Here is a 23,962-nt window from a genome sequence, read left to right on the forward strand (position 1 = left end):
TTCCTCCTAGCCGGTTGAAGATCAGCGATGCTGCCCGCTCTCGTTCGCCGCGGTCAACCGCGGACGATCGAGAGGACCTCGTCTCGCAGTCGGGCCATCTCGGCGTCGCCTGGCCCCTCCACGTTCAGCCGCAGCAGCGGCTCGGTGTTGGAGGGACGCAGATTGAACCAGGAGCCGTCGGCCACCTCCACGGTGAGTCCGTCGAGCTCGTCGACCGTGGTGCCCTCACGTTCGAGGAAGGTCGCCTTGACCTGGGCCATGCGCTGATCGGGCTCGGCCACCGTGGAGTTGACCTCGCCCGAGGCGGTGTAGCGGCTGAACTCGCGGGTGAGCTCCGACAGCGGGTCGGCCTGCTCGCCCAGCGCGGCCAGGACGTGCATCGCCGCCAGCATGCCGGTGTCGGCACGCCAGAAGTCGCGGAAGTAGTAGTGGGCGGAGTGCTCGCCGCCGAAGATCGCACCGGTCTCGGCCATGCTCTGCTTGATGAAGGAGTGCCCGACCCTCGTGCGCACCGGGCTGCCGCCGTGCTCCGCGACGATCTCCGGGACGGCCTTGGAGGTGATCAGGTTGTGGATGATCACTCCGCCGGGGTCCTTGGCCAGTTCGCGCACGGCCACCAGCGCGGTGACGGCGCTCGGCGAGACCGGGTCGCCGTTCTCGTCGACCACGAAGCAGCGGTCGGCGTCGCCGTCGAAGGCCAGCCCCGCATCGGCGCCGATCTCGCGGACCTTGGCCTGAAGGTCGACGATGTTCGCCGGGTCGAGGGGGTTCGCCTCGTGGTTGGGGAAGCTGCCGTCCAGCTCGAAGTACAGCGGGACGATGGTCAGCGGCAGGTCGCCGAAGACCTCGGGGACGGTGTGACCGCCCATGCCGTTGCCCGCGTCGACCACGACGGTCAGCGGCCGGGAACCGGACAGGTCGACCAGTTCGTGCAGGTAGGCGGCGTAGTCGGCGAGCAGCTCACGGTGGCTGATCGAGCCGTGACGCCCGACGAAGCCGGGGATGCCCTTCTCGACCATGTCTCGGATCTCGGCCAGCCCGCTGTCCTGACCGACCGGCGCGGCACCCGCCCGACAGAGCTTGATCCCGTTGTACTTCGCCGGGTTGTGGCTCGCGGTGAACATCGCGCCGGGCACGTCGAGCCGACCCGATGCGAAGTACAGGAGATCGGTGCTGGCCAGCCCGATGTCGACGACGTCGACGCCCTGGCCGGTGACGCCCTCGGCGAAGGCGGCGGACAGTCTCGGCGAGGAGTCGCGCATGTCGTGACCGACGGCGATCGTGGGGCCGCCGACGAGCCGGGCGAAGGCGGCGCCGATGTCCCGGACGACGACCTCGTCGAGCTCCTCGTCGACCACGCCTCGGATGTCATACGCCTTGACGATGCCGGACAGGTCGTGCACGCCACTCTCCCTCGTCTGCGGGCCCGCCTGGTGTCGGCGACCCTGCCTATCGCAGCCTACCGGCGACACCTCCCCCACCGCGTGGGTCGGTGCGGTCCGTGATCGACAGGTGACGCCCGCGAGAGGTCGGCGGGCCTTCCACCCGGCGGAACGGCATCGGGCGAACTGCCGGGCCTGAGACGCCAGCACCGGCGCTCACCTGCGGCGACGACGGGACACGAGCGTCGCGGGAGCCTTCCTCGACGGCTCGTCCCGCCAGTACGGCGAGATCGTCGGCAGGTCGAGGCTCTCTTGGGCAGGCATGCGAGCCAGGCATGCGAACGAGGCATGGGGCCCGGATGCACGCGGGACGTCTGAGGCCTGAGGTCTGAGGCCGACAGGACCGCCGCCGCGCCGAGCCGGGGCGCCGTCGCCCGGTCAGGACTCGCCGTCGACCACGTCGGGATCGAGACCGAGGTAGCTGGCGACCTGCTCCACCAGCACGTCGTGCACCAGGTCGGAGAGGTCGATCCCGTCCTGCGCCCTGGCCTCCAGCGGGCGCCGGTAGAGCACGATGCGCGCTCTCGTCGGCACGCCTCGCCGATCGACGCCCGCCGGGATCAGCCGCGCGAGCGGCACCCGGCCGTCTTCGACCACGTCAACGCCCTGCTCCGCCTCGGTGTGCGGCTCGACGTTCAACTCGGGGACGTCGTCGACCGCCACGTCCAACTGGGTCAGCTCGGTACGCCACCGCTGCTCCAGCGGCTCGAGGGCCTCCAGGACCAGGGCGTCGAACTTCTCCGATCGACTCCGTGCGGCGGGAGTCGACGGCGGATACAGTGCGCCCCGAAGACCTCGTCCTCGGCGGTCTCGACGGGACCGCGTCCGTCGCTGATATCCGTGCGCTGCGACCACGGCGCCGAGGGTACGCCGTGCGCGGCGAGTGCTGCGGCGGGCCGAGAACAGACCAGGTTGCGGCTACCTGGAAGATGTCACGGACAAGTGTCATCCGCGTGGCTGCTACGCGGTGAGGAAGAAGGGCGCTATGGTCGCCGCTGTGCGGAGCGTGAGACGGTGCTCGCGAACCGGGTGTACGAACCCGGCTGTCGCCACGCTCACCTACGCGTATGCGGACTCGACTGCCGTGGTGGGGCCGCTGGCCACCTTCGCGGAACCGCACAGCTACGACCTCTGCGAAGCCCACGCCATGCGGCTCACCGCCCCCAAGGGTTGGGAGGTCGTCCGTTACGAGGGCGAGTTCGCGATTCCGCAGCCCACCGTCGACGACCTCACCGCGCTGGCCGAGGCGGTTCGGGAGGCAGGTCGCGTCGATCGTGCCCACGAGGCCGTGGAGGGGACGATCAGCAGGGGCCCGCGCGCCCATCTGCGCGTCATCCCGACTCCGCCGGAGGACTGAAGACCCGACGTCTGCCGCCCGCCGCCGAAGCAGCAGCCCCGCGAGGGCTGGCGGCTGCCGACCTCAGACGCCACCGGTGCCGCGCATCGGCGTTCCCTGTGCCGCCCATGCCGATGTGCACTCGTCGGCGACCTGCGTGGCGATCCAGGTCCGTGTCGGTCCTCGTAACGCGGGCTGTGCCGTCAGGTGCTCCGCCCGCGGCTCGCGGCGGGCCCCGACCACTGAGGTCACTCGCCCCCCATGACGCAGTCGCCGTGAGCGGGCAGGCACGGTTGCGAATCGCCGAGACCCGCGGGCGGAAACCACTTCGACTTCTGTCCTGCTGCCGACCGAGGAGAATAGAGTGCCGCCCTGATCATCCGGTTCGGAGTATTCTTCCGATTAAGGTCGTGAACGTAAATCGACCCCGGATCATCGCGAAGACGATCCGGGGTCGACGCCACGGATGGCGGTGCTCGTCATCTCGGGCAGGCCCACCCGGCCGAGACGACGAGCGCGTCAGGCCCCCTCAGGAGGCCCGCTTCTTCAATTTGCGTCTCTCCCGCTCGGAGAGGCCGCCCCAGATGCCGAAGCGCTCGTCGTGTGCCAATGCATACTCCAGACACTCCGCTCGCACCTCGCAGCCTGCGCAGATGCGCTTGGCCTCCCTGGTCGATCCTCCCTTCTCGGGAAAGAACGCCTCAGGATCAGTCTGCGCACATAGTGCACGCTCTTGCCAATCCTGTTCCTCTTCCCCCGTGTCGAACAGATCGGTCAGTCCTTCCAGCTCCCCAAGCTGAAGGTCCCCCCGCTCTGCCGCACGGTTCTCTTCGAATTCCCGCACGTCCGCCTCCTCGCCTTCCGCACTCCCCGGTTGGCGGACGCCACCCGTCGCCCCTCTCCAGGACGCCGAATGACACCGATGTGATTACACCTGTGTAACCGCAGGGGGTCAAGCCGAACTCATCCGAATGGGGGATTGTTCGGAGGCCTCACCAGCGTCCGGACGGCGGTGTCTGACGACCCCGCTGGACCATTCGAGAAGCGGCCGGGTCGATCCCGTCAAGACAGGGTCGCCCGACCGGGTTCCGGGATGGGACACACTGGTTTGGTGATGCGATCTGCCGTCCGGCCGAGTCCCCTGTTCCTCGCCATCCTCGCCGTGACCGTCGCAGGCGCGCTGCTGACGCTCGTCGAGCAGCAGATCGCGTTGACGACCGGCATCGTGCTGCTGGTCATCGGCGGTTGGGCGGTGTCGCTGTGCCTCCACGAGTTCGGCCACGCGGCGGTCGCCTTCCGGGGCGGCGACCACTCGGTGCGTGCCAAGGGCTATCTCACCCTCGACCCCCGTCGATACACCGATCCCGTGCTCAGCCTGCTCCTGCCGATGCTGCTCCTGCTCGCAGGCGGCATCCCACTGCCCGGTGGGGCGGTGTGGATCAACCGGCACGCGCTGCGTTCCAAGGGTGTCGAGTCCGCAGTGTCGCTGGCCGGTCCGCTGACGAACCTGGTGCTCGGTGCACTACTGGTGATGTCGGTCTCGCTGTTCCAACCGCCCCTGGGTCTGGCGGCGGGCCTGTCCTATCTGGCCTACGTACAGATCATCGCCTTCGTGCTCAACATCCTGCCGGTGCCGGGTCTGGACGGTTACGGCGCTCTGGAGCCGTATCTGCCGTACCAGGCCCGCCGTTACGGCCAGATCGCCCGCCCCTGGGCGCCGCTCGCGCTGTTCGCTCTGCTGCTCGGACTGCCCGAACTGGGAATCACCGTTCTGAGTGACACGTTGTTCGGCCTCACCGCATGGATCTTCGACCTGATGGGCGGCGAGGCGCTCTACGCCCAGCTCGGTCAGATGGAGTTCCGCTTCTGGAACTGATCGGCACTCGGACCGGGGTCGGCATCGCCGCGCCGGACCGCCGTGGCGTAGTCGGGCACGGCGACACGTCGGCCGGGGCGTCGAGCGACGCGACTCCCACCCGAGATCGCCTTCGTCTCACGCCGCCGTGAGGCGCTCGAGAGCCGCACTAGGATCGCTCAGGTGAAGGTTGTCGTACTCGTCGGCGGGGTCGGTGGCGCCCGCTTCCTGCTGGGCGTGAAGTCTGCATTGGGGCTCCCGATCCACGGCGAATCCCCGGAGGCCGCACCACACCAGATCACCGCCGTGGTCAACACCGGCGACGACGTCCAGATGCACGGCCTCCAGATCTGCCCCGACCTGGACACCTGCATGTACACCCTCAGCGGTGCCATCGACGACGCGAAGGGGTGGGGGCGCGCCGAGGAGACCTGGACCGTCCAGGAGGAGCTCGCCGCCTACGGCGTCGAGCCGGACTGGTTCGGCCTCGGCGACCGCGACATCGCGACCCACCTCGTGCGCACCAGGATGCTGCGGGCGGGCTATCCGCTGTCCACGGTGACCGAGGCGCTGAGCGCTCGCTGGCGCCCCGGTGTGCGGCTGCTGCCGATGTCCGACGACCGCGTCGAGACCCATGTCGTGATCGACGACCCCGAGGCGGGCGAGGGCGGGCGTCGCGCCGTGCACTTCCAGGAGTGGTGGGTGCGACACCGTGCGGGGCCCACCGCCCACGCGATCGGGCCGGTCGGCATCGAGGAGGCGGCGCCGGCACCGGGACTGCTGGACGCGGTGAAGGAGGCCGACGTGGTGCTGTTCGCCCCGTCCAATCCGGTGGTCAGCGTCGGCACGATCCTCGCCGTGCCCGGCGTGCGCGACGCCCTGCGCGAGACCAGCGCCCCGGTGATCGGCGTCTCGCCGATCATCGCGGGCCGTCCGCTGCGGGGGATGGCCGATGCCTGTCTCACGGCGATCGGCGTCGAGAGCACGGCCGAGGCCGTGGGCAGGCACTACGGCTCCCGCACCGCCGACGAGGAGGGACTGCTGGACGGCTGGCTGGTGCACACCGGCGACGAGTCGGCGGTCCCCGGCGTCACGGTGCGCGCGGTGCCCTTGCTGATGTCGTCGCCCGAGGCGACCTCGGCGATGGTGCACGCGGCATTCGACCTGGCGGGAGTACGCACGTGATCGAGGACGAGATGATCGAGGACGAAGCACCCGTCGCGACGCCGATCGGCGACCATGCGGCGCCGCACAGCCTGGAGATCCTGCCGGTCCCCGGCCTTCCCGAGTTCACCGAGGGCCAGGACCTCGCGGCGGCGATCAGCGCCGGGGCGCCCTGGCTGCGGGACGGGGACGTCGTCGTCGTCACCAGCAAGGTGGTGTCCAAGGTCGAGGGCAGAGTGGTGGACGTGCCCGCCGACCCGGAGGGCAGGGAGGCGGCCAGACGTGCACTGGTGCTCGCCGAGGCTCAGCGCGTCGTCGCCTCGTTCCGCAGCACCCTGATCACCCAGAACCGGCTCGGCATCGTGCAGGCCGCCTCCGGAGTGGACAACTCCAACATCGCGCTGGACAAGATCGCCCTGTTGCCTGCTGACCCGGACGGCTCGGCCGCGCGGCTGCGCGCCGCGCTGCGAGAGCGCTCGGGCGTCACCGTGGGCGTCGTCATCACCGACACGATGGGCCGGGCCTGGCGGGTGGGCCAGACCGACGCGGCGATCGGCGCCGCCGGGCTCGGCGTGCTGCACCACTATCAGGGCGGCGTCGACTCCTACGGCAACGCGCTGGCGGTGACCCAGGTCGCGGTGGCCGACGAGATCGCCGCCGCCGCCGACCTGGTGAAGGGCAAGCTGGGCGCCATGCCCGTGGCCGTCGTCCGAGGTCTGGCCGTGCGCGACGACGGTTCCGTCGCCGCCGATCTCATCCGACCGGTGGAGCAGGATCTGTTCCGGCTCGGCGCCGATGAGGCCGTGGCGCAGGGCCGTCGGGAGGCGGTACTGCTGCGGCGCTCGATCCGCGAGTTCGACTCCCGCCCGGTGGACCCGACCGTCCTGCGTCGAGCGATCGGCATCGCGTTGACGGCCCCCGCTCCGCATCACACCCGTCCGGTGCGGTTCGTCTGGCTGCGGGACGAGGCACGGCGCACCCGGCTGTTGACGGCGATGCGGGAGAAATGGCTGCGGGATCTCCTCACCGACGGACGCGACGAGGAGTGGGCCCGGCGGCGGACCCGCCGGGGCGATCTGCTGTTCCGGGCACCCGAACTCGTCCTGCCGTTCATGGTCCCGGACGGGGCGCACTCCTACCCCGACGAGCGACGGTCGGCGGCCGAGCACACCATGTTCACCGTCGCGGGCGGCGCTGCGGTGCAGGGTCTGCTGGTGGCGCTGGCGGCCGAGGACGTCGGGTCGTGCTGGGTCTCCTCCACGCTGTTCTGCCCGGATCTCGTACGGGAGGAACTGGAACTGCCTGCCGACTGGCATCCGCTCGGCGCCGTGGCCGTCGGACATCCGGTGGACGGACCGCAGTCGCCGCGCGAGCCGAGGGACCCGGCGTCGGGACTGGTGGAGCTGTGAGGCTGCACGCGGACACTGTCGAGGTACTGAGCACCTGGCAGCCGCCGAACGCCGAACAGGAGTCGATGCGCCAGGCCTTCCTGGCCTTTCTCGCCTCCTCCCCGGATGCCTGCCGCCGCGAGTACGCCCCCGGCCATGTCACGGCCTCCGCGCTGGTGCTGGACGCCTCGGGCCAGAACACGCTGCTGACGCTGCATCCCAGGGTGGGGCGGTGGCTTCAGCTCGGCGGACACTGCGAACCCGACGATGCGAGTCTGCGGGCGGCGGCGCTGCGCGAGGCGACGGAGGAGTCCGGCATCCGGGGCCTGCGCATCGATCCGATGCCGCTGCATCTCGACGTCCACGCGGTCACCTGCTCGGGCGGGGTGCCCACCAGACACCTCGATGTGCGGTACCTCGTCCGTGCGCCTGCAGGCTCCCGGGCCGTCCGCAGTGCGGAGTCTCTTGACCTACAGTGGTGGCCGGTGGACGGACTTCCGTCCAACGTGGACTCCGTTCCCCACATGGTTGAACTCGCGCTCGGCGCCGAAGACTAGAAGACAGGTCGTAGCCTGCCTCGCTCGCAGGGAATAGTGTGGAGACATCACCGGGTCCACCCCCGACGAGCGTGTACGACAGGCGACGTCGATCACGGTGGCGGCGCCGATGCCAGACCCGATGTCGCCGAGGCAACGTCAGGAGAGGTCGTCACGATGGACCCCCGCGATCGGGCCGACGAAACCCTCGCACGAGCACGAGCTCGCGGCGCATTCGTCATCACGCCGGACAACGCCACCTCGCCCATGGACGCCGCCAGCACCGTGCAGATCCCCCGGTCGGTGGTGACCGCCAACGACCCGGTGAATCCGGCGCCGGATCACGATCCCACCGTGGTGCTGCGCGGCCGGGTCTCGCGGGGCCCGTATCCCCCGCCGCAGGGCGGCGGTCCTCGGGACGGCAGGCCCCCGCAGGGACAGCAGCCGCAGCATCCCAGTCACCGGCCGGGACAGCGGCCTCTCCAACCGGGCCAGCCGCCGCAGAGTCAGCAGGGGCCGCCGCCGCAGAGTCAGCCGCAGGGCCCGCCGCCGGGACAGCAGCAGGGGCAGCCGCACCAGCAGGGCCAGCCGCCGCCCCACGTGCCCGCGCAACATCAGAACCAGGTCGAGTCGACCATCCCGCCCTGGCACACCGAGGAGTTCTGAGGCAGCCTCGTCTCGCGTCGAGGTCGGACGATCCCGCAGGCTCGGTCCCCTCGGCCGTCAGGTAGCCGGGCCTGGAGCTCATCGCCTGACTCCACGGCGCGACGACGGAGCAGGCGGCGCCGTTGTTCGGCATCGACGGACTGCGGTCAGTGCCGCGCCCGGCACCCCGTGATTCGACCGTGGCGAGCAGCCGCCTCGGACTCACCGGTCGCGCGGACGGCGATCAGCGGGCCGTCGGCAGGCATCGCTCCCGAGATCGGCAGGCCGTGGCGACGACGTCGCCTCAGCTGCGCCCTGCCGCACGCGCCGCCTGAGCAGCCCCGCGCGCACGCGCTCGAACGACCTGCGGAAGGCGGCAAGCCGAGTCGGCCACGCAGGCGATCAGTGCTTCACACCGCCGGGGTCGCGGAGTTCGAGACGCCTGCGCGCCTCCAGCCCGACCTTCAGCGCCAATCGCACGGGGGCCCATTCCGGGCCCTGATGGCGATCTGCCAGGTATCGGTAGGCGCTGCGGTGGTGCTCGGTGAGCATCCGCCCGGAGGCCTTCGAGGTGGAGTGGCCACCGAGGTGGACGACCTCGGCGGTGGGCACGTACACGTTCAGCCACCCTGCCTTGGCGATCCGGTCGCCGAGGTCGACGTCCTCGAAGTACATGAAGTATCGGGAGTCGAAACCCGCCACCGAGTCGAAGGCCGACCGGCGGATCAGCAGGCACGAGCCGGACAGCCAGCCCGCCGTGCGCTCCGCCGGGTTCACCTCAGCCTGCCGGTAGGCGCGGCTCCACGGGTTTCCCGGCCACACCTTGCCGAGCAGACCGTGACCGACGCCCTTGGCCAGTGAGGGCAGCATGCGCGCCGAGGGATAGACGCGTCCATCAGTCTCCCGGATCAGCGGGCCGAACACGCCGCCCCTCGGCCACCGCGTCGCGGCCGCCAGCAGCTCGTCGATGCTGCCCGCGCCCCATTCGAGGTCGGGATTGGCCACGAGCACCCAGCCGATCTCCGGTCCGAGGGCGGCGACACCTCGATTGGCGGCGCCGCCGTAGCCGAGGTTCTCGCCGATCCGCAGGAGCGTCACGCCTTCTCGTTCGGCACCCTTCTCCGGTGCTCCGTCGACGGAGCCGTTGTCGGCGAGCACCACCTGGACCGGACGGGTCGTCGCGTCCTGGAGCGTGTCGAGGAATCGAGCGAGCGTCTCACCGGGGGAATAGGTGACGGTGACGACGGCGAGCCCCTCGCCGTAGGAGACCGGCTCGGCGGATGCAGCGGATCGCGGGGAGGTCACGAAGAGCATTCTGCACGGTCGGATTCGGCGTGAGAGCGGCGGCGTGTGTGCCTGTGGACGTCCGGCGACGGCAGCCGCGAGTCGATCGGCAGACCGGTTCCCCGGCCTGTTCCCCCGGCCGCACATCGCATCGACGGTGGTCGAGACCGCGGCCCGCAGGAGAAAGACGGCGGGCGAGGGCACCGGCTCCTGTCAGGCCCTCCTCCGGCGGCCGAACCGCACCGACCGCCACATCGGACCGACGTTGATCCGACCGTCCGTCTGCCCTGGCGCTGCCAGGTGTGCCTGCCCCGACCCGTGATCGCCAGGCCGAACCCGACGGATGTCCACTCGATCACTCGAACCGCTCGGCACCGTCCGATCTAATGCCCTCCCCGATCGCGTCCTCGAAACTCCACACCGGACTCCGATCGGGTTTTGACGGGGCAAGTTCGGATCACTCGGGTGTTAAGGTACTTAAGTGCCTGAGCCAAGGAAGGGGAGCCGAGATGAACGTTGATCCTCGCAAGGGGCGAGCCGTATACCACCAGATCGCCGACGAGTTGCGGAAGAAGATCACTTCCGGCGGTTACGAGGCTGGGAGCAGGCTTCCCACCGAGACCGAGCTGATCGAGACATACGACTCGGGCCGGGTCACGGTCCGTCGAGCGCTGGCAGTCCTCGCGCAGGAAGGACTGATCGAGAGCCGTCGCGGCGAAGGTGTCTTCGTTCGACGCACTCCGCCCCTCCTGCGCCTCGGCAACACGCGGTTCAGCCGTGCGGATCGCGAGCGCGGCCTCGGCGCGTTCGCCGCCGAAGCGGAGAAGCTCGGTGTGAGCTGGGAGCAGGAGTCGCTAGGAGAGATCGAGGTCACCGATACTCCGCAGGCAGCGATCGAGGTTCTCGGCGAAGCGAACTCCGCAGTCCGGTACCGACGGATGATCCTCGCCGGTACCCCGACGCAGCTGGCGAACAGCTACGTGCCTGCCAGCCTTGCCGAGGAGATCGGTTGGAGCCGAGGCGAGGCCGCTCCTGGCGGACTCTACGGACTCCTGGAACAGCATGGCTACCAGCTGACGTCCTTTCGGGAGACCGTCGTCGCGTCGGCAGCCACCCCCGATGAGGCCGTGGCTCTTCAGATCAATCAAGGCGTTCCGGTGGCCCGAGTGACCCGTGTCGCCTTCGCAGGCGAGCGGGCTGTCGAATGGTTTGAGTCGGTGGCAGTCGGAGACTCGACCCACTTCGTCTACGAATTCGACGCGGCTGAGTAGTCCGATCAGGCGATCTTCGCGTCACTGAGCTGCGAAAACAGCCCCCGTCTCCGGCGGGGGCTGTTTTGTGCTTGATCAAAGTTAAGTACTTACGTACCCTAGTACTCACGTGGAGGCTTGAGCAGACATGGAGACGACGTGGAGCAAGGGGCGGGCGAAACGAATGTCGGGCAGCCAGCCAGGTCAAGGACCTCACGCTCTCGACGGCGATCGAATAGGACAACAGGGATTCGCAGCATCGATCGCCCCGACCACTGGCTGGTGCCGCCATGGCGATCCGATGCAGACCTGAGCACCGTTCTCAGGCACTTCATGCAGTTCTTTCCGCACCAGACGCTCCCTGTCGCCGAGAAACTCGCCTTCTTCCATGGCTGCCTGATAGCCGTCGAACACGCATCAGTAGGCCAGCTGGCCAACGCCCTGAGGCGAGACTGGTATGCGGATCTTCGTGCCAGCATCCAAGAATGCGTCCACACCTACCAAGCACAATTGGAGGTTGTGTCTGACGTACTCGTTATGGGCTCCGTACGGCTGCCCCTTCCCAGGAATTCCTCCGGTCCCACCGCGATTCCAGCAGCAGCGGCGCCTTCAGGTAGTGACGCAGGAGACCGCTGACACTACCGAGTTGCACTACCACCGCACCGGTAAACTGCGCAGAACGAAGTCATAGCTGGGGCCGAGTCAGCTCCGAAGACAATCGGATAGGTCGCCAATGAAAGATACTCTGCAAGAGTCAGCTGTACAGAACCCGGACACTGGATCGAGGTTTTTCACCTCCCCAGGATCAGTCGTCCTTCAACCAGAGACGTTGTGCAACCTCGACTGCTCCTACTGCTATCTCCCGTTCAGAAAATCACGTAATACGATGTCGCTTGCCGTGGCGCAAGCCGTCGCTGAATCCATCCGATCCTGGACGGCGCAAACCAAGGTCGACGTCTGCTGGCATGGTGGGGAACCATTGGCTGCTGGCAGGGAGAAGCTCGGCCAGCTCATGGACTGTTTCTCCGGTCTCGACGTGCAGCATGAGATCCAGACGAACGCAACTTTGGTCAACGACGCCTGGTGCGAGTTCTTCACGGAAAGGAGGGTTCGTGTCGGAGTGAGCATCGACGGGCACAGTGTCGACGATGCCAACCGCATTGATCGGCGCGGCCTGCCCGCGCACGACCGTATCGCGAAGGGGATTCAAATTCTCCGCGAACATGGACACACGATTTCCGGCATCGCGGTCGTGTCCAATCCCACACCGCAGCGCGCCCAACGACTCATCAGATTCGCCGAGGAAAACGGGATTTCAACGCTAGGTGTGAATATCGAAGAACAGGAAGGGGTGAATATCAAAGTCAACGAGAACGACCACCACACAACCATCTCTTTCTGGTCTGAACTTGCTAGAAACTGGCTAGCGCACTCGACCATCGATATTCGAGAAATCCGACGTGCCCTTGGCTATCTGGATTCTGTCCTCCGGAACGACGCTCATGCGAGCCACCGGCCGCCGCTTGTGGACCCGCTGCCCACCGTCGCATACGACGGTAGCGTCACGTTGATCTCGCCCGAGCTGGCCGGATTCAATTCGACAACCGGTAGCTTCGCTACCGGAAATGTACTCCAACAGTCGTTGGACGAGATCATAGCAGCGGCGGGCGAAGCCAGCTGGATACAAGAGTTCAAGAGCGGAATCGGAGCATGCGCGGAGACATGCCCATACTTCGACTTCTGCGGAGGCGGCCACGCATCCAATCGATACTTCGAACACGGCCGAATGGATGGGACCGAAACGAATTACTGCCGCAACAGCAAGATCGCCTTGATGGAAGGAATTTTGAATGTCGCCGAACACCGCATTGCTGATGACCCGAATTCATGAAAGCGGGAACGGGCTAGCACCACTGCTGCGGAAGAATCGTCAGGAACCCGCGAGGGCCGACCGCTGGGACAACCGACCCTCTTGGGACAACATCAAGCCGGGCTGGGACAACCGGCCGAGCTGGGACAACCGCTAGAACACGACCATCAGGCCAGCTTCCGAGGCGAATCGCATTGCCAAGGAGCTGGCCTGATCGGCGGATATCTTCGCCCCACGCAACGTCGATAGTCCGTGTACATCGATCAGATTCGTGGTCGTCAGATCACAGCCGGCAGCCCGAACAGCAGCGAACTCGACCTTCTCGAACTCGCATTCATCAAAGATGATGTTCGACAGGTCGCCAGCCAGTATCGATTCTACGAAGCGGCAGCGCCGGAAGACGACAGCGTTCTTCACCTGTTCGAACCTGATGGTTGCGAAGTCGAATCGACACGCCTGCACATAGACGTCCATAGCCTGCACAAAGTCCAGAGACAGGCCGATTCCGCGACACCCAAGCACGTCGAGCCTACGAGCGGTGACGCTGGGCAACACCGCATTTGAGAGATCCACGTCGTCCAACCGAACGTTCGAGAGCTCCAATGGATCAAGCCGACACTCCGAGAGATCGACTGAGGACACGAGAACCGATGACAAGCTTCCCTCCCCGACGACGCCCGCCTGAACTCCGCCGCGAAGGTGTGTCGCCGAGAAATCGAATGGCCCCTTGAAGTCGGTGCGCTCGAGCGTCAAATCGTCGGGATCGAGAGAGGGGCGCTGAATCGTCTTACCGGCCACCTCAAGGAATTCCATGTCTATAAGATAGCAGCTGCTTTGAGCTGGAGTCGCCGAAGCGGGTCGGGCGAGTACCTGGTCACCGGATCGAGAGTAGCGCCGAGGGAACAGCGGTATGGCGGCACACAGCTTTCCAACACGGTTGACGAGGAATGACCTTCCCGACTGGCGAACCGCACGGATCGGGCTATTCGCCGCCTTGGTCCCGGCCCGTCAGCGGCCTCGGCGGTGCACTGCCCAGGCCCTCGTGTAGGCGGCCCGATGCCGGACGGCGCTGGCGGACCAGGAGAACTCCTGGGAACGCGCCTGCGCGGCGATGCCGAGCGCCTTACGTCGTGCCGGGTCGTCCAGCAGCTCGCCGAGCGCGGCGGCGATGTCGCCCGCCCCGACACCGCAGTAGGCCACCGCGTCACCGCCGACCTCGGGCAGGCTGAGCCTGCGGGTCGTCAGCACGGCGGCGCCACAGGCCATCGCCTCCAGGACGGGCAGGCCGAACCCCTCGCCGAGGCTCGGATAGGCGACGATGTCGGCGCCGCCGAGGAAGCCCGCGAGGTTCTTGAACGGCAGGTAGCCCGCGCGGATCACCCGCACCCGGTGCGGCACGGAACTCAGGGCCCGTTCGATCTGTCCGTCCCAGCCCGGCTGACCCGCGAGGACGAGCGCGGGCGGATTCCGTCTGCCCTCGCATGCTCTGGCGAAGCCTCGGATCAACGCGGGCACGTTCTTCCTCGGCTCCAGTGCCCCGAGGAACGCGACGTAGGGGGTGTCCTCCAGGTCGAGCAGCCGCCGGACCTCGTCGGTCTCCGGCCCGCTCGGCGGATGGAAGCGGTCGGTGTCCACGCCGTGCGCGACCACCTGGAGGCTGCTCCGACCCGCGCCGACGACCCTGGTGAGTTCGTCGGCCGTCGCATGGCTGGGCGCGATGCAGAGCGCCGCCTTGGCCAGCGCGGCCCGCGTCCAGGCGCGGAAGAACCTGGCCTTGACCGAGGAGTGCAGTGTCGGGTCGGTGAAGAAGGTCGCGTCGTGCAGGGTGACCACGCCTGCGGCGCGGTTGGCCAGCGGCGTCGTGTAGTGCGGCGAGTGCAGCAGATCGACGTTCAGCCTGCGCACGAGTCGTGGCAGCGTCGTCTGCTCCCAGCTCAGTCGCGCGGTCCTGGTGGCGACGGCCTCGGCGGCGGGAACCACGCGAGAGCGCGGCGCGAGCCGGGTGTACAACTCGGCGTCACGGGGCTGGCAGACCAGGCTGATCCGGGCGCCGTCCCGATCCAACGCGGCGACGAGCGAGTCGACGTAGCGGCCGACGCCGCCCCGGTCAGTGGGGACGGCCGTGGCGTCGATCAGCACGCTGGGTTCGGCTACGCGCACTGGGGCAGCCTACGGCGTCGATGGGGCGGGTTCGGCGGGATCGACCAAAACGAGACCGGCCGCACCCTGCGAACAACCGCCTTCGCCACTCGCGTCCGACGATCGGGCGCGCTGCGCGGGCGTCCGGTCACGCATGGTCGCCGCGCGGAGTCCGGCGCGGCCGTCGCAGCAGGCGGTGCACGACGCTGCCGCGGCGGCGCATGGCGCGTCCCACCGGATCAGCCCGGCACTCCGGGGCCGCGGCGGGCGGCCAGATGCGCCGACCAGACGTCCTCGGCGGCGCGTCGCCAGGTGAAGTCGGCCGCCCGCCGTCGGCCTGCGGCGCTCATCGCGGCGGCGGTGGCAGGCTCGGTCAGCACCCGACGCAGTGCCTCGGCGAGGGCCGCGGGGTCCTCGCGCGGCACGATCCGCCCTGCCCCGCCCGCGACTTCGATGAGCGCGGGCACGTCGGTGTGCACCACGGGCACGCCCGCCGACATCGCCTCGATCACGGGAAGTCCGAAGCCCTCCGCCCGGCTCGGCACGGCCAGCACCTCGGCGCGGTGCAGCAGGACGGACAATCCGGCGTCGCTGACCCGCCCGAGCAGGCGAAGTCGGTCGTCGTCGAGGCCGCTGCGCCGAGCCAGCGCCCTCGGGTCGATCTCGCCCCAGCCGGGCGCCCCGGCGATCAGCAGCGGGACCCTCGGCGACCGGGGATCGGCCATCGCCTCGATCAGGACGTCGATCCCCTTCCTGGGCTCGACGGTGCCGACGGCGAGGACGTACCGGGCGGGCAGTTCCAGTCCTCGGGCGAGCGCATCCGCCCGGTCCCGGTCGGTCTCCTCGGCCAGCGCGGCGGCGACGCCCTCGCCGACGACGCGGGTCCGGGTGCCGGGACCGAGGCGGCCTGCCAGCTCCGTCGCGACGGCCGCCGTCGGCACGATGAGGGTGGACGCCGTCCGCGACGCACGGCCGATCATGTCGCGATGCCACTGCACGCCGCGCGGCGTCAGGGTCTCCGGGTGCGTCCACGGGACCGTGTCGTGCACCGTGACGATCAGACTGCGGCCGCGCCGCACCGACGGCGGGGCCAGCGGCGTCGGGGCGTGCACGGCGTCCCCGCCCGGCCACAGCGGCAGTCCGCGCTGCCAGGCCAGCGACAACGCTCGACGCGGCAGCGCGAGCGGGAAGGGCCCGGCGACGCCGGGGATCACCGCCGCCGAGAGATCAGGGTGGCGGGCGGTGACGCCTGCCACGGTCCAGTCCGATGGCGCGGCTGCGGCGAGGGCCGCCGTCAGCTCGCGGGTGTATCGGCCGGTGCCGCCGGGGACCGGGGCCAGCAGTTGCTCGGTGAGCACGACGAGGACGGGCACGACATCACGGTGTCATGCCCGGCGGCGCCGCTGCGCCGAAACCCCGCGATGTCGAAAGCCCGCGATCGAGTCCTGCGGTCGACGACGGTCCTGCCTGCCCGCCGTCGAGCGCCGGACGCGGTGCCGTCGAGACGTCTGCGGCGGCCGCTTTCGGCGCAGGCTGGGCATCGGGCGGGCGAGCCGAGGCGATAGCGTCAGCGAATGCATCCCGCAGGCACGCCACGCACCACGGTGGTGGTGGTCACCTGGCAGGGCCGAGACCATCTCGGCGCCTGTCTCGACGCACTCGGCAGGCAGACCCGACCGCATCGTGCTCTGGTCGTCGACAACGCGTCGACCGACGGAACCCGCGAGCTGCTGGCCCAGCATCCGAGCACGCCGGTGGTGCTGCGGACTGCCACCAATCTCGGCTACGCGGGCGGGCTGGCGGTCGCACTTCGGCAGGTGCACACGCCGTTCGTCGCCTGGCTGAACGACGACGCCGCCCCGGAGCCCGACTGGCTCGCCGAGCTGGAGCGGGCACTCGACGAGACGCCGACGGCCGCCGCGGCCACCGCCACCCTGATCGCGCCGGACGGCTCGGTGCAGTCCAGCGGGGTCCGGCTGACCGCCCAGGGCTACGGCTTCGACCGGAACACCGAGCCGCCGGACGGCGCCGAGGCCCCCGAGTCCGTGGCATCGGGGCACGATGCGAGGCGACGAGCAGACACGCCGCGGTCGGCAGTCGAGCCGTTGGCGGCGGGCTCGGCCCCCTCGGTTCCCGTGGCGACCGCGTCGGTGGTGGAGGCCTCGGCCGGTACCAGGTCGTCCGCAGCGGGCTCGGCGGCGCCCACCGGGTCGCGACCGGCCGCCGAACTCGCCGGGACCGTGCCGGTCCACGCCGCCGCCTCCGCCACGGCAGGCTCAGGGGGCTTCGATTCCCCGGGCCACGGCGGGCAGGCGCGGCGGACGAGCACGGCTGCGGCGTCGCACGGCACCGCATCGCAGGTCACCACCCAGCAGGCGGCGGCAGCCGAGAACCCGCCGGGAGGCGGGCCTGCGGTGTTCGGGCTCTGCGGGGGTGCGGCCCTGCTGCGCACCCCGGTGCTGCGGGCGATCGGCGGGGTGCCCGCGAGGTTCTTCTGCTACTACGAGGACACCGACACCGCCTGGCGGCTGCGGCTGGCGGGCCACGACGTCGTCTGGGCGCAGCGGGCCCGTGTCCTGCATCGCCACGGCGTGAGCACCAAACCGGGATCGCCGAGGTTCCATCGCTGGAACGAGCGCAACCGACTGCTGATGCTGCTGCGCTGCGCGCCCGGCGAGGTGGCCGTGCGGGAGCTGCTGCGTTTCGCCGCGATCACCGTTCTCCTGCCGCTGCGCAGGCGACGCGGGCAGGTGGTTCCCAGCACGCCGAACTTCCGGGTCGGGCTCCGGACGGGGGTGCTCGCCGAGATCCTCGGCAGGCTGCCCGCCACCCTGCTCGACCGCCGCCGGATCGGCAGGCGGTCGCGGGTGCCACGACAGCTCGTGTGGCGCCGCTGGTCAGGCCGCTGAACCGCTGGTCCCGCTCTCCTGCGACGGCCGTCCGGCACGATCCGGTGCACGACGAGGACGACCGACGTAGCGCCACCCGTGCACTGCCGGGCCGGTCGTCGGTCCGGCAGCGCACCGAGCCGCCGGGCCGAGCCCAGGGCGACCTCCGTGTGGAGCGACCGTCGGTGCACACCGCCGCCCCGGCTGCGCGTCGATCCGCGCCGACGAACCGACGAATCCTCTCGATCTCACCCAGACCAGACGGGGTTCGCCGATGATCAGAGGGATGGTGCACGCTTAACACCGCACGAACGCAGAGAGAGGGGACGAGGTGTCGGAGTCCGGCATCCTGCCGACGGTGTCCGTAGTGGTCGTCAATTATCGGGGGGCCGCGGACACGATCACCTGCCTGCGTGCCCTGCGTGACGAGGTGGACTACCCGTCGGACCGGCTTGAGCTCATCTGTGTGGACAACGCCTCCGGTCCCGCCGACGTCGCGCGCATCCGCGAGGCGGTGCCCGAGGCCAGGCTGATCGAGTCGACGGAGAACCTCGGCTTCGCGGGGGGCTGCAATCTCGGTGCGGCGCAGGCACGCGGCGAGGTGCTCGCGTTCCTGAACAACGACGCCCGGCCGGACCCGGCCTGGATCTCGGCGGCGGTCGCGGCGCTGCGTGCCGACCCGAGGGTGGGCGCGGTGGCGAGCAAGGTGCTGGACTGGTCCGGCAAGGACGTCGACTTCGTCGACGGCGGCCTGACCTGGTTCGGCATGGGCTACAAGCGGCACGCGGGCGAGCCGGACGACGGCAGCCACGACGTGCCCCGCGACGTGCTGTTCGGCACCGGCTCGGCGTTGTTCGTCCGCACCGGCCTGTTCCGCGAGCTGGACGGATTCGACGAGCGCTTCTTCATGTTCTACGAGGACGTCGACCTCGGCTGGCGGCTGAACCTGCGCGGCTGGCGGGTCCGCTACGAGCCCGCCTCGCTCACGTTCCACCGGCATCACGCCTCGATGTCGACGGTGCACGACTCCCGCGAGCACTTCCTCCTCGAACGCAATGCACTGGCCGCGCTGTACAAGAACGTCGAGGACGCGACGCTGGCGAAGGTGCTGCCTGCCGCGCTGGCCCTGTCGGTGCGGCGGGCGACCGCTCGGGGCGAACTCGACGCGACCCAGCTGGAGATCACCCGGCGGCCCGAGGACCGTGCCTCGGACGACGCGCCGGTGGAGATCTCGCGGATGACGTTGGCGGGCATCCTCGCCGTCGACCAGTTCGTCGAACTGCTGCCCAGTCTGCAGAAGTCCCGTGCGATCGAGCAGGCGGCGCGCGTCCGCACCGACGCCGACCTCCTGCCGCTGATGCGCAAGGCGATGGAGCCCGCCTATCCGCTCCCCCGTTACCTCGCGGCACACGAGACGCTGGTGGAGGCCTTCGGGCTGGCCGAGGTGTTCGGCAGACCGCGCCGCGTGCTGATCCTCACCGGTGACGCGGTGGCCGAGCGGATGGCCGGTCCCGCGATCCGCGCCTGGCACATGGCCGAGACGCTGTCCATGGAGCACGAGGTGCGACTCGTCAGCGTCAACGACCACCACGCGCCGCCGCCCGCCCGGTTCCCCGTCCTCTCCGCACTGCCGAGGCAGCTCCCCGAGCACGTCGGCTGGGCCGACATCGTCGTCCTGCAGGGCCACATGCTGGAGATGGTGCCGGAGCTCAAGCGGACGGACTCGAACAAGATCGTGGTCTGCGACGTCTACGACCCGATGCACCTGGAGTACCTGGAACAGGGCAAGGACGTCGACGACGAGCGGCGCAGCCGGGATCTCGCCGGGGTGACGAAGGTGCTCAACACCCAGCTGCAACGGGGCGACTTCTTCCTGTGCGCCTCGGAGCGGCAGCGGCACTTCTGGCTGGGGCATCTGGCCGCGCTCGGCCGGATGAGCCCGGACATGTACGACGCGGACCCCACGGCCCGCTCGCTGCTGTCCGTGGTGCCCTTCGGATTCCCCGATGCGGCCCCGATCCGCAGCGGGACCGCGATCAAGGGCACGGTCGGCGGCATCGGCGAGCAAGACAAGGTCATCCTGTGGGCTGGCGGGGTCTACAGCTGGTTCGACCCGCTGACGTTGATCAGAGCGGTCGACAAGCTGCGTGGCGAGCACGCCGACGTCCGACTGTTCTTCCTGGGGATGAAGCACCCGAACCCGGACGTGCCCGAGATGGGCATCACCGGCCGCACCCGCGAGCTGGCCCGCAGGCTGGACCTGGTGGACCAACACGTCTTCTTCAACGAGAGCTGGGTCCCGTACCAGCAGCGGCACAACTACCTGCTCGACGCGGACTGCGGGGTGACGACCCACTTCGACCACGTCGAGACCACCTTCGCATTCCGTACCAGGGTGTTGGACTACCTGTGGGCGGGCCTGCCGATCGTGACCACCGACGGCGACTCCTTCGCCGAGCTGGTCCGGGCCGAGCGGTTGGGCGTGGTCGTTCCGGCCGAGGACGCGGACGCGCTGGCGGCCGGGCTGGCGAAGGTGCTGTACGACGAGGAGTTCGCCGCAGGCTGTCGCGAGCGCATCGCGGCGGTGCGGGAGCGCTACACGTGGACCGAGGCGTTGGCGCCGCTGGTCGAGTTCTGTCGACACCCCAGGCAGGCCGTCGACCGGATGCCCGCGACCGAGCCGCTGGTCCGCACCCCGCCGCTGCGCACGTCGGAGAAGGTGCGCAAGGACCTCGCCCTGGTGCGCGAGTACCTGGACCTGGGTGGACCGACCGAGTTGGCCAAGCGCGCGGCAGGCAGGCTGCGGCGACTGGCGAAGGAGCGACGACGTGGCTGATCGACGACGGGCACCGCGACTGCGCCTGTTGCTGGACGGCACGCCGCTCTTAGGGCATCGCACCGGGATCGGCCGCTACACGGCGGCGTTGGCCGAGGAGCTGGCCTCGGTCGAGACAGTGAGTGTGAAGGCGGTGGCGTTCACCCTGCGCGGTTGGAAGGCGCTGCGGGCCGCCCTGCCGCACGGCGTGGGCGCGCGGGGTCTTCCGGTGCCCGCCCGGCTGCTGCGGGCCTGCTGGCTGCGGGCGCCGCTGCCGCCGGTGGAACTGTTCGCGGGCATGAGCACCGTGGTGCACGGGACCAACTTCGTGCTGCCGCCGTCGCTGCGGGCGGCAGGAGTGGTCACCGTGCACGACCTGGCGTTCCTCGACTCGCCGGAGGATCTTCCGCCCAGCGATCGCAGGCTTCCCGAGCTGGTGCGCCGCTCGGCCCGGCGGGCCGCGATGGTGTGCACGCCGACCAAGGCGGTGGCCCAGCAGGTCGTCGAACGTCTCGACGTCCCTGCGGAGCGGGTGCAGGTGACGCCGTTGGGCGTGGACGCCGCCTGGTTCGCGGCGCGGCCGCCCAATGATCTGCTGCGGCAGCGTCTCGGGCTGCCGAACGAGTATCTGCTGTTCGTCGGCTCGGACGGTCCGCGCAAGGGCCTGCCGACCCTGTTGGAGGCGCATGGGGCGAACCCGGAGCTGCCGCCGTTGGTCCTGGCCGGTCCGGGACCGCGCACCGAGCACGGGCGCATCGTGCGCACCGGATACCTGTCCGACGTCGACCTGCGCAGCGTGGTGGCGGGGGCGTCCGCCCTGGTCATGCCGTCGCGGGACGAGGGTTTCGGGCTGCCGGTGCTGGAGGCGCTAGCCTGCGGGGTTCCAGTGGTGTGCTCGGACGTGCCCGCACTGCGGGAGGTGTCCGGCGGCCATGCCCGGCTGGTCCCGGTGGGTGACGCGGAGGCGCTGGGAGCCGCTCTCGACGATGCGCTGGCCTCGCCCGGCGGCACGGAGACGCTGGCCGCTCGAAGGCAGTACGCCTCCGGTTTCAGCTGGCATCACTGCGCGGAGACCACCATCGAGGCCTACCGCAAGGCATTGAGCTGACGAATCGGGCAGGCCGAGCCTGCGACGGTCGCGGCGTCTCGGGCGCGGACGGGCGCCCGGCGGGACGAGGGCCGCGAGAGCGGGACGGCGCGGAGAAGTCTCGCCGCCCGGCCCGATCCGGCCGGGTCCGTCCCCGCCTCGGCGTGGGTGGCCGTACGACGATCAGGCAGGCCGGAACTGCGCAGGGGCGCTGCCCGGCCCGGATGGTCGTCGACGATCGCCGGCGTTCAGCCGACCGGTTCGCCCCGCAGTTCGTCCCGGTGCTCGCGGAAGGCGACGGCCAGGGCCTCCCGCCATGGCCGCAGCGGGGTGAGCCCCTCGCCTGCCCACGCGTTGCCCGAGAGCACCGAGTAGGCGGGACGCGGCGCAGGCCGAGGGAAGTCCGCCGTCGTGCAGGGGCCGACCCGTGCCTCGTCCGCACCGATCTCCGCGAACACCGCCCTGGCGAACTCGAACCAGCTGGCCTGGCCCGCGTTGGTGCAGTGCAGCACCCGCCTGGCGGGGGCCTGTCCTGCGGCGACCCTGCCCGCGAGTTCGACCAGCCCGGCCGCGAGATCGCCGGTCCAGGTGGGCGAGCCGATCTGGTCGGCGACCACCGAGAGGGTGTCCCGGCTCGCCTCCAGCCGGATCATGGTCTTGACGAAGTTGCCCCCGGCCGCGCCGTAGACCCAGGCGGTCCGGACCACCCACGCCTGCGGGCACCCGTCCAGGACGGCTCGCTCACCCGCGAGTTTGGTCCGGCCGTATGCCGATCGCGGTCCGGTCGGATCGGCAGGCTCGTAGGGCCGATCCGCGTCGCCGGGGAAGACGTAGTCGGTGGAGACGTGCACGAGTGCGACGTCGTGGGTCGTGCAGGCGTCGGCGAGGCGGGCGGGCCCGTCCCGATTCACCCGCATCGCCGAGGCCTCGTCCGTCTCGGCGGCGTCGACGGCCGTGTAGGCGGCCGCGTTGATCACGACCGGTCGGACGCCTGCCTCGGCGGCCGACGCGGCCAGGCCCGCCACCGCCGTGTCGACGGAGTCCGCGTCGGTGATGTCCAGGTCGGCGGAGCCGGGTCCGTGCACGAGGCCGCCGTCGCCGACGACGTCACGCCCGCAGCGAAGCAGGTCCGTCCCGAGCTGGCCCCGGCCACCGGGAATCAGCAGTGCGATCCCGGTCATCCGGCGCTGCTCCCGCCGAGGGCGGCGCCTGCCTTGAGCGGCTCCCACCAGGCCCGGTTGTCCCGGTACCAGCGCACCGTCTCGGCGAGTCCCTGCTCGAACGGGACGGCGGGCGCGTAGCCGAGCTCAGTCGAGATCTTGTCAATGGCGACGGAATAGCGACGATCATGACCTTTTCGGTCCGGAACGCGCTCCACCATCGACCATTCCGCGTCCATCGCGGCCAGCAGGAGTCTGGTCAGTTCCAGATTGGTCAGCTCGGTTCCGCCGCCGATGTTGTAGACCTCCCCGGCCCTGCCGCCCTCGGCAACCAGTTGGATTCCACGACAGTGATCATCCACATGCAGCCAGTCACGAATGTTCCCGCCGTCACCGTATAGAGGGACTGGGTGGCCATCCATGAGATTGGTCACAAAGAGGGGAATGACCTTCTCCGGGAATTGGAACGGTCCGTAGTTGTTGGAGCAGCGCGTCACACTGACGGGCAGCCCATGCGTGCGGTGATAGGCCCGTGCGAGGAGGTCCGATCCTGCCTTGGACGCGGAGTACGGGGAGTTCGGCTCCAGGGGTCTGTCCTCGTCCCAGGACCCTTCGTCGATGGATCCGTACACCTCATCGGTGGACACGTGGACGAACCGGTCCACGCCTGCGTCGACGGCTGCCTGGAGCAGGGTCTGGGTGCCCAGCACGTTGGTCATGACGAAGTCGGCGCCGCCCGAGATCGAGCGGTCCACGTGCGACTCCGCGGCGAAATGCACCACTACCTGGGTGTTCGCCATCAGTTCACCGACCAGAGCCGCGTCGCAGATGTCACCATGGACGAACCGCAGTCGCGCGTCGTCCGACACGGCGGCGAGGTTCGTTCGACTGCCCGCATAGGTCAGTCGATCGAGCACCACCACCTCGGCATCGGCGAAGGCGGGATAGGCGCCACCGATCAACTGCCGTACGTAATGGGAGCCGATGAACCCGGCCCCTCCGGTCACCAGAAGTCGCATCGAACCTGCCTCATCCTCGTAGACCCGCGGAGGCGATCATGAGTCGCCGCAGCCGTGTCGCAGTGTGTCACGAACGAGACCGAC

The 23,962-nt window shown here is 69.6% G+C and carries 20 protein-coding genes and 2 pseudogenes; 13 read left to right on the top strand and 9 right to left on the bottom strand.

Annotation, left to right across the window (positions count from 1 at the left end):
- Nucleotides 1-53: 53 nt before the first annotated feature.
- The gene (locus UA75_RS27360; protein WP_075742693.1) at nt 54-1,403 is read right to left on the bottom strand and encodes a phosphomannomutase/phosphoglucomutase; all 1,350 of its coding nucleotides are present in this window, start codon (nt 1,401-1,403) and stop codon (nt 54-56) included.
- Nucleotides 1,404-1,820: 417 nt separating this feature from the next.
- Nucleotides 1,821-2,297, bottom strand: coding sequence for a metallopeptidase family protein (locus tag UA75_RS27365; RefSeq protein WP_075742694.1), 477 nt, complete (start codon nt 2,295-2,297; stop codon nt 1,821-1,823).
- Nucleotides 2,298-2,448: 151 nt separating this feature from the next.
- On the opposite strand from UA75_RS27365, the gene UA75_RS27370 reads away from it, so the two are divergent.
- On the top strand, nt 2,449-2,799 hold the full coding sequence (locus UA75_RS27370) for a DUF3499 domain-containing protein (protein ID WP_075744275.1): 351 nt from the start codon (nt 2,449-2,451) through the stop codon (nt 2,797-2,799).
- Between the two features lie 508 nt (nt 2,800-3,307).
- Here the strand turns inward: UA75_RS27370 and UA75_RS27375 are convergent.
- A complete protein-coding gene (locus tag UA75_RS27375; RefSeq protein ID WP_198043180.1) occupies nt 3,308-3,565 on the bottom strand; it encodes a WhiB family transcriptional regulator in 258 nt (85 codons plus the stop codon).
- Between the two features lie 324 nt (nt 3,566-3,889).
- Here UA75_RS27375 and UA75_RS27380 point away from each other — a divergent pair, with 324 nt between their 5' ends.
- The 5 genes from UA75_RS27380 to UA75_RS33495 all read left to right on the top strand — a co-directional run bounded on the left by UA75_RS27380 (nt 3,890) and on the right by UA75_RS33495 (nt 8,387).
- Complete coding sequence (locus UA75_RS27380) at nt 3,890-4,654, top strand: site-2 protease family protein (RefSeq protein ID WP_075742696.1); 765 nt, start codon at nt 3,890-3,892, stop codon at nt 4,652-4,654.
- 162 nt (nt 4,655-4,816) lie between these two features.
- Nucleotides 4,817-5,818 carry a 2-phospho-L-lactate transferase gene (gene cofD, locus UA75_RS27385; protein ID WP_075742697.1) on the top strand — a complete coding sequence of 334 codons (1,002 nt, stop codon included), beginning with the start codon at nt 4,817-4,819 and terminating at the stop codon, nt 5,816-5,818.
- A 44-nt stretch (nt 5,819-5,862) separates the two neighbouring features.
- Nucleotides 5,863-7,206, top strand: a complete 1,344-nt coding sequence (locus UA75_RS27390) for a coenzyme F420-0:L-glutamate ligase (RefSeq protein WP_075744276.1) — start codon at nt 5,863-5,865, stop codon at nt 7,204-7,206.
- On the top strand, nt 7,203-7,742 hold the full coding sequence (locus UA75_RS27395; RefSeq protein WP_075742698.1) for an NUDIX hydrolase: 540 nt from the start codon (nt 7,203-7,205) through the stop codon (nt 7,740-7,742). Before UA75_RS27390 ends, UA75_RS27395 begins: the two co-directional genes overlap by 4 nt.
- Nucleotides 7,743-7,898: 156 nt before the next feature.
- A complete protein-coding gene (locus UA75_RS33495) occupies nt 7,899-8,387 on the top strand; it encodes a hypothetical protein (RefSeq protein WP_075742699.1) in 489 nt (162 codons plus the stop codon).
- Between the two features lie 381 nt (nt 8,388-8,768).
- On the opposite strand, the gene UA75_RS27410 is transcribed toward UA75_RS33495, so the two are convergent.
- Nucleotides 8,769-9,671: a glycosyltransferase family 2 protein gene (locus UA75_RS27410; RefSeq protein WP_232237480.1), complete on the bottom strand. Its 903-nt coding sequence runs from the start codon at nt 9,669-9,671 to the stop codon at nt 8,769-8,771.
- Nucleotides 9,672-10,159: 488 nt separating this feature from the next.
- On the opposite strand from UA75_RS27410, the gene UA75_RS27415 reads away from it, so the two are divergent.
- The 3 genes from UA75_RS27415 (at nt 10,160) to amcA (ending at nt 12,927) form a co-directional block, all read left to right on the top strand.
- Nucleotides 10,160-10,921: a GntR family transcriptional regulator gene (locus UA75_RS27415; protein ID WP_075742702.1), complete on the top strand. Its 762-nt coding sequence runs from the start codon at nt 10,160-10,162 to the stop codon at nt 10,919-10,921.
- A gap of 712 nt (nt 10,922-11,633) precedes the next feature.
- Nucleotides 11,634-12,791 carry a cyclophane-forming radical SAM peptide maturase AmcB gene (gene amcB / locus UA75_RS27420; RefSeq protein ID WP_083683677.1) on the top strand — a complete coding sequence of 386 codons (1,158 nt, stop codon included), beginning with the start codon at nt 11,634-11,636 and terminating at the stop codon, nt 12,789-12,791.
- Nucleotides 12,775-12,927, top strand: a complete 153-nt coding sequence (gene amcA, locus UA75_RS35250; protein WP_404799954.1) for a multiple cyclophane-containing RiPP AmcA — start codon at nt 12,775-12,777, stop codon at nt 12,925-12,927. Before amcB ends, amcA begins: the two co-directional genes overlap by 17 nt.
- Here amcA and UA75_RS27425 read toward each other — a convergent pair.
- From UA75_RS27425 to UA75_RS27435, 3 genes are all read right to left on the bottom strand, one after another.
- Nucleotides 12,924-13,583 (bottom strand): pentapeptide repeat-containing protein, encoded by a 660-nt coding sequence (locus tag UA75_RS27425; protein WP_075742703.1) that lies wholly within the window; start codon nt 13,581-13,583, stop codon nt 12,924-12,926. The genes amcA and UA75_RS27425 overlap by 4 nt on opposite strands.
- Before the next feature lie 195 nt (nt 13,584-13,778).
- Complete coding sequence (locus UA75_RS27430; protein ID WP_075744278.1) at nt 13,779-14,909, bottom strand: glycosyltransferase family 4 protein; 1,131 nt, start codon at nt 14,907-14,909, stop codon at nt 13,779-13,781.
- Between the two features lie 239 nt (nt 14,910-15,148).
- Nucleotides 15,149-16,282 carry a glycosyltransferase family 4 protein gene (locus UA75_RS27435; protein ID WP_075742704.1) on the bottom strand — a complete coding sequence of 378 codons (1,134 nt, stop codon included), beginning with the start codon at nt 16,280-16,282 and terminating at the stop codon, nt 15,149-15,151.
- A 201-nt stretch (nt 16,283-16,483) separates the two neighbouring features.
- Between UA75_RS27435 and UA75_RS32235 the strand changes: the two are divergent.
- The 4 genes and pseudogenes from UA75_RS32235 to UA75_RS27455 all read left to right on the top strand — a co-directional run.
- Nucleotides 16,484-16,912: pseudogene (locus UA75_RS32235) on the top strand (glycosyltransferase family 2 protein); the annotation flags it as partial.
- Nucleotides 16,913-17,326: 414 nt separating this feature from the next.
- Nucleotides 17,327-17,818 (top strand): annotated as a pseudogene (locus tag UA75_RS34800) (glycosyltransferase family 2 protein); the annotation flags it as partial.
- A 310-nt stretch (nt 17,819-18,128) separates the two neighbouring features.
- Complete coding sequence (locus UA75_RS27450) at nt 18,129-20,633, top strand: glycosyltransferase (RefSeq protein ID WP_075742707.1); 2,505 nt, start codon at nt 18,129-18,131, stop codon at nt 20,631-20,633.
- The gene (locus tag UA75_RS27455; RefSeq protein ID WP_232251128.1) at nt 20,626-21,720 is read left to right on the top strand and encodes a glycosyltransferase family 4 protein; all 1,095 of its coding nucleotides are present in this window, start codon (nt 20,626-20,628) and stop codon (nt 21,718-21,720) included. Before UA75_RS27450 ends, UA75_RS27455 begins: the two co-directional genes overlap by 8 nt.
- 227 nt (nt 21,721-21,947) lie before the next feature.
- Here UA75_RS27455 and rfbD read toward each other — a convergent pair whose 3' ends face one another.
- Nucleotides 21,948-22,880 carry a dTDP-4-dehydrorhamnose reductase gene (gene rfbD / locus UA75_RS27460; RefSeq protein WP_075744280.1) on the bottom strand — a complete coding sequence of 311 codons (933 nt, stop codon included), beginning with the start codon at nt 22,878-22,880 and terminating at the stop codon, nt 21,948-21,950.
- Nucleotides 22,877-23,878 carry a dTDP-glucose 4,6-dehydratase gene (rfbB, locus tag UA75_RS27465; RefSeq protein ID WP_075742708.1) on the bottom strand — a complete coding sequence of 334 codons (1,002 nt, stop codon included), beginning with the start codon at nt 23,876-23,878 and terminating at the stop codon, nt 22,877-22,879. The genes rfbD and rfbB overlap by 4 nt, the downstream gene beginning before the upstream one ends.
- Nucleotides 23,879-23,962: the final 84 nt, after the last annotated feature.

It is taken from the genome of Actinoalloteichus sp. GBA129-24 (genome assembly GCF_001941645.1).
Lineage (GTDB): Bacteria > Actinomycetota > Actinomycetes > Mycobacteriales > Pseudonocardiaceae > Actinoalloteichus_A > Actinoalloteichus_A fjordicus.

Excerpts from the sequence above, each read along its gene's own strand:
- rfbD (WP_075744280.1), bottom strand. The coding sequence starts at position 22,880 with ATGACCGGGATCGCACTGCTGATTCCCGGTGGCCGGGGCCAGCTCGGG.
- UA75_RS27415 (WP_075742702.1), top strand. The coding sequence starts at position 10,160 with ATGAACGTTGATCCTCGCAAGGGGCGAGCCGTATACCACCAGATCGCC.
- amcB (WP_083683677.1), top strand. The coding sequence starts at position 11,634 with ATGAAAGATACTCTGCAAGAGTCAGCTGTACAGAACCCGGACACTGGA.
- UA75_RS33495 (WP_075742699.1), top strand. The coding sequence starts at position 7,899 with ATGGACCCCCGCGATCGGGCCGACGAAACCCTCGCACGAGCACGAGCT.
- UA75_RS27425 (WP_075742703.1), bottom strand. The coding sequence starts at position 13,583 with ATGGAATTCCTTGAGGTGGCCGGTAAGACGATTCAGCGCCCCTCTCTC.
- amcA (WP_404799954.1), top strand. The coding sequence starts at position 12,775 with ATGACCCGAATTCATGAAAGCGGGAACGGGCTAGCACCACTGCTGCGG.
- rfbB (WP_075742708.1), bottom strand. The coding sequence starts at position 23,878 with ATGCGACTTCTGGTGACCGGAGGGGCCGGGTTCATCGGCTCCCATTAC.